Here is a 4,802-nt window from a genome sequence, read left to right as displayed (position 1 = left end):
GTCACCAGCAGTTCGATCAGAGTGAAGCCCCGGGCGCGGGAAGCGGGCTCGGCTTGGTGCAATCGGTTGCTGTCTGCTGACATTCCAGGATACTCCTTGTAGGCATCTGCCATAGTTTACTCGTCTTCCGTGGCGTCGTCCTGCGTCCAGAAGGTCCGCACCGGCGCGTTGCAGAAGTCAGCGGCGCATTTTTCGACGCCGACCAGGCACTTGGGTTTGACGCCGCTGAAGCCGGCGCAGCCACCGCCGCCACCACCGCCGCCACCGCCGCCACCGCCACCACCGCCGCCGCCACTTCCGCCGTCCGGCTGGAAGACGAAGGTCACTTCAGGGGCGATACCGGTTTGCGACAGGCCCTGGGTGCGATCCTCCACGGTGAGCGCGGTGTCCGAGCCGATGCCGTCGAGGTTTGCTGTCGGGCTGCCGTCCGCAACACTGACGATATACAGCTTGTTTATGCCACGTTGAGGCACACAACTGAAACTGTTGCCACCGGTTTGTGGTGTGTAGGTTGTGAAAAAGATCTGTTCTTCAAAGGTCTTGGAGACCGCGAGGGCCTTTTCGCCGCTGCCAAGGCTCATTTTCCAGCCTATGGCCCCGGCGGGCATCGTCGGTATTGCGCTTCCGGGTACTCCCGTAATATCCGCCAGACGCGAATCCGAGTCGGTGAGCTTGTTGGCACTGTAAGTCGCAAACTCCGTCGTGTTGAGCTGCCGGAAGGGTTGGTAGTCGCGCAGGGAATAGAAGCGCTCATCGGTGGCGCTGCTCAGCGGGTGCGCGCGATAGCCGGAGCCAATAGCGACATTGAAGAAATTGCCAGTTTCCCTGCGGACAAACGACACGTCAGGCGTGTTATAGAAGCGGCGATTGTCGGCGACTGTGGGTGTGGTCTGGTCAGCTGCGCCCAGTGAGGCCATCACGCCACCGGTAACCAGCGAATTGGCTGGCTGTCCGCTGTAGACGTCGAAGCGCCATACGCGCCCGCCCATGTCACCGACGTACATGCGATCGGCGAAGCCGTCGGTGTTCATATCAATGACGCGCATCTGCGCAGGAATCGAGTTGGTCATATCCGGCAAGGTCAGGTTATTGCTGGCATTCGGGCCGGCTGACCACAGCAGGTTGCCGCTCAGCGCGTCGATCATGAATACGGCATTGCCCACGCTGTCGGTCGAATAGCCGGCATTGTCCTGGGAGGTGTCGTAGCCGCCGCCCACCACCATGGTGAGCTTCCAGGTGTTTTGGGTCGCGCCGCTCACATCCACGCGGGTCAGGCTGGGAGTAGACCAGGTCTGGCCCAAACCCGGGAAGTCGGTCTGATCTTTCATCCACAGAAGCTTGGGCGCGTTGCGATTGGTGACTTCCATGGCGTAGTAGGTGCTGCCGCCGCGGCGCATGCCGAAGAACAGGAACACCCGGTCGCCGGCCGAGGCATCCACAATACCGTCCTTGTTGAGGTCGACCGTATAGGCCTTGACGGTGCCGTCCAGCCCGTAGCCTTTAAAGGGCGAGGGCGGGTTGTCGATATTGCGCTTGATATTGGGCAGCAGGTTAGGCGGCATGAAGGCAAACAGCTCGGCGCCGGTTTTGGCGTCGATTGCGTGTAAATAGCCCTCGTTGGTGGCGACGTAAATGACCGCATCCTGCTCGTCGGGCGTGGTGGTCGAGCCGCCATAAATTACGGGAGCAGGGCGAGCATGCAGCGGGTCGCCCATAATGAAACGGGCTTCAGTAGTGTCACCGTCGCCGTCATCATCGGTGGTATCCTGACCGCGGGCCCAATTGATAGCATCTGCCAGCAAAGGATCATCAGGGCCAAGCTGGAGCATTGCAGCGCTAATCGCCGTGTTGGTGTCCTTCAGGTGATTGCCGGGATCACTGAGCACGTTACTGGTGCCCGTGTAGGTGTAAAGGTTACGGGTAGCAGGCGAGGGTAATTCCTCGGCCGCCCCGCCGATGGGGACTTCGGCGCCGTCGACCCGATCGGACCACAGGCTCTGGGCCGTGTCCTTGAAGAAGCCGGTGGCCTCATCTACGACGGGCGTAACACCGTCGGCCCCGACGATATCGTCACCTACGAGGCGATATTTTTTGAGATTACCTTGCCAAAAAGGCCGCCCGGCAGACTTGAAAACATTTACGAAAAGTTGGTCCAGGTTCCGGGTTCTATTAAAGGCGTTTACCGACACCGTTGGGGCTGAGAAGGTTGTATTGTCCTCCAGGACCTCGGTCAGAATAGCGGTCAATGCATTTTTCAATGAGGCAGTGTCATCGGCAAGATAATAGTCACCGCCGCCACGTTTGGCGGTGGAATCGAGCAATGGCAAATCGATCGTAAATCCAACCGTATAAGTGGTGACGTTTTGCACACCATCGGATGGGTCGTTGTTCATGTCAGCCTTGAACATGTACTCCGCCACGTCATCCAGGCAGGCGCCTGAGCCGGTGCCGCCGTCGCAGGCGGTACGCCCCGTAGCATCAGAGAAATTCGGCAGGGTCAGGCTCTCGATCTTTTTTTGTGCCGAGGTATCCGAGGTAGGGGCACCATCAGACAGCAGCACAATGAAGTTCTTCTGGCACGAGAAGGTGTTGGCCGGGATCGGACTCTGGTACCAGTCGCCACCATTACTGCCGGTGCCGGTTCGTGAGCTGGCTACAGACGGTTGTGAAGTGTAGCCGTTGCCCACAGAGTCGCGCCCGTAGTCAACTTTGTCGCCGCGGAAGTACAAGAGCGCCTCGTACATGGTTTCGGACAAAGGTGTGTTGCCCTGGTGGTCGAATGCATTGATGGCAGCCTTGGCTGGCGTACGGGCTGTATCAATATCCTCGACCGGGTGCACGACCATGCCACCGTCACCGTCCCGACTAAAGCGCATTACGCCAACGTTGATACCACTTAGCTCGTCTAGCAGTTCATTGGTAACCTGCTGGACGACTTCGAGCCTCGTCTGGGTAGTTGTGCTTGGCCCGTGATACCAGTTCAGGTAGTTGCTGTTGTACATGATGTAGCGGCGGGTCAGCTGACCTGAACCCCAGGTTACGCTGTCCGCGGAGTTCGCAGACCACGGCCCGACGGCGCCATCGGCCGGATAGACCTTGCCGTCGCCGGCGACTTCACCGTGATCTTCATAGTCGTTCTCGCATTCAACCGGGCGGTCCTTGGCGCTGGAGCGCATAAGCTCCCAGCGGGTGTCGTACTTCCAGTCGTGCTGGCCCAGGTAGTCGAGCGTGGAGATGCCTTTGGCGGCCAACTCCAGGCTGCCGCTCTCGCACTTCATCATTGTTTCGGGGAACCAGTTGCCAGTGCAACTCGATGAACTACCGGGCGGCGTCCCCGAGTCCTGGCGCCAGTAAACCCTGCCGCTGGTGCAAGGGCCCGAATAAGTTATGGCAGGGTCATAGGGATCGGAAGTTTTGACTTCTCCGTCCATACTGCCCGAGGTGTCGAGAATGAACAGCACATTGGGCTGTACGCCAGCCGCGAGGCCCGCGTCGCCCTTGAAGATTTCGGTGTCGTCGGCCAGCGCCGGGGCGCCCCCTAACATGGCCAGCGTCATGCCAGCACACACCGAAAAAAACTTGGATTTGAAAGAAGCTTTCATGCTTTTACCTCAGGTAACTATTGATGGAGTCCTGCAAAATGGAAGCCATCCTCATTCGTCGAGTTCGATCTTGCGAACCTTGCCGGTTTCGATCGAAACAAATACATACACCCAGCCCGAACTCTTGCGCATGGCCGGTCGAAAGACCTGCTTCGTGACTGGTTCTTCGTTAATCACAAACTGGGTTTCGGCGCTGAGCATCGCCCGCACTGCCTTGCAGCTTTCGCAGGGCTTGAAGACCAGGGCGCCGTCGCGGTTTGGAGAAATGGTCACGACTTCCGCCGCCGGCAACTCGTAAGCATGTTCCGATGACTCCAGTTTGGCGGCAGTTGCGGCGAGCGGCAGAGCCAGCAGGGTCGTATAAATTAATGTTCTGATCATTGCAGTATTCATAAAGGTCATTCCTGTAATGGGACGAGGCCGGCTCAACCGCCGGGACCGATGACGTAAAATCTCTGCCGATGGCGGGACTCTGAGCCGCGCTCGGCACGACCGGTGCTGACGACTTCGAAGTGATAGGCGCTGAAGGTATCGTCGCCGCCGATGCTGAAGCCGCCGCTGGGTACCGCAGTACGAACTTCAAAGGCGGTCTCACTGCCAACCTTGGCACGACCATAGGCAGTGGAAACCAGGGTCACGGGCTGGACAGCCTTGGTCTTGGTGTTGAAGGAACCGGCCAGCAATGCGCGATCAATGCCTGTTTCCGCAGCCTGGAATGCAGTCTCGGCAAACTGCTTGTTACCGGCCATCATCAGCTGCACCGTCGAGGTGTTCATGCTCGATACGGCCAGGACGGTAATCACCAGCAAGAGAACGAGGCCCACGATCAGGGCGGCGCCTTGCTGGCGTGTGGTGATTGTCAGTGTGTTTACTCTCATCAGACTCGCTCTTTGGTATTGCGTAACTGGATAGTCTTGGAAACCACCAGGCGTCGGAAATTGTCATTGGGCGCCGGCGTATTGTGGTCGGCGTATACATAAGCGCTGGTGTCGGTGTGGCCCTGTTCCGGGTGAATGGTGCGCATCCGCAGCCAGATCCTGACCGAGACAATCTGTGCATTTGGATCAAACGCAGGATCGCCGGGCACCAGCATTGGATTGTTGGCGTTGACGTAACGGTTGGCATCCAGGTCGCCGTCGGTGTCGATGCCAAACTGGAACTGGAAATCTTCTACGCCGGACAAAACTTCCTGGTCTTCAA

Annotated in this window: 4 protein-coding genes and 1 pseudogene; 1 reads left to right on the top strand and 4 read right to left on the bottom strand. The window is 58.6% G+C overall.

The window, feature by feature from the left end:
* On the bottom strand, positions 1-113 hold a 113-nt coding region (locus HKN06_13695; GenBank protein NNF62365.1), incomplete at its 3' end, for a prepilin-type N-terminal cleavage/methylation domain-containing protein.
* Between the two features lie 115 nt (positions 114-228).
* Here HKN06_13695 and HKN06_13690 point away from each other — a divergent pair.
* Positions 229-303 (top strand): annotated as a pseudogene (locus HKN06_13690) (LysM domain-containing protein).
* Between the two features lie 3,350 nt (positions 304-3,653).
* Here the strand turns inward: HKN06_13690 and HKN06_13685 are convergent.
* The 3 genes from HKN06_13685 to HKN06_13675 all read right to left on the bottom strand — a co-directional run.
* Entirely contained in the window at positions 3,654-3,983 is a 330-nt protein-coding gene (locus tag HKN06_13685; GenBank protein ID NNF62364.1) for a hypothetical protein, read from the bottom strand.
* Between the two features lie 44 nt (positions 3,984-4,027).
* The gene (locus HKN06_13680) at positions 4,028-4,480 is read right to left on the bottom strand and encodes a hypothetical protein (GenBank protein ID NNF62363.1); all 453 of its coding nucleotides are present in this window, start codon (positions 4,478-4,480) and stop codon (positions 4,028-4,030) included.
* Positions 4,480-4,802 (bottom strand): hypothetical protein (locus HKN06_13675; protein NNF62362.1); only part of this gene is annotated, 323 nt, incomplete at its 5' end. The genes HKN06_13675 and HKN06_13680, both read right to left, overlap by 1 nt.

The sequence above is a fragment of the Gammaproteobacteria bacterium genome, from assembly GCA_013003425.1.
GTDB lineage: Bacteria > Pseudomonadota > Gammaproteobacteria > Steroidobacterales > JABDKV01 > JABDJB01.
Note: the sequence above shows the minus strand (reverse complement) of the source record. Positions and strands in the feature narration are given on the sequence as shown.

Excerpts from the sequence above, each read along its gene's own strand:
- HKN06_13680 (NNF62363.1), bottom strand. The coding sequence starts at position 4,480 with ATGAGAGTAAACACACTGACAATCACCACACGCCAGCAAGGCGCCGCC.
- HKN06_13685 (NNF62364.1), bottom strand. The coding sequence starts at position 3,983 with ATGATCAGAACATTAATTTATACGACCCTGCTGGCTCTGCCGCTCGCC.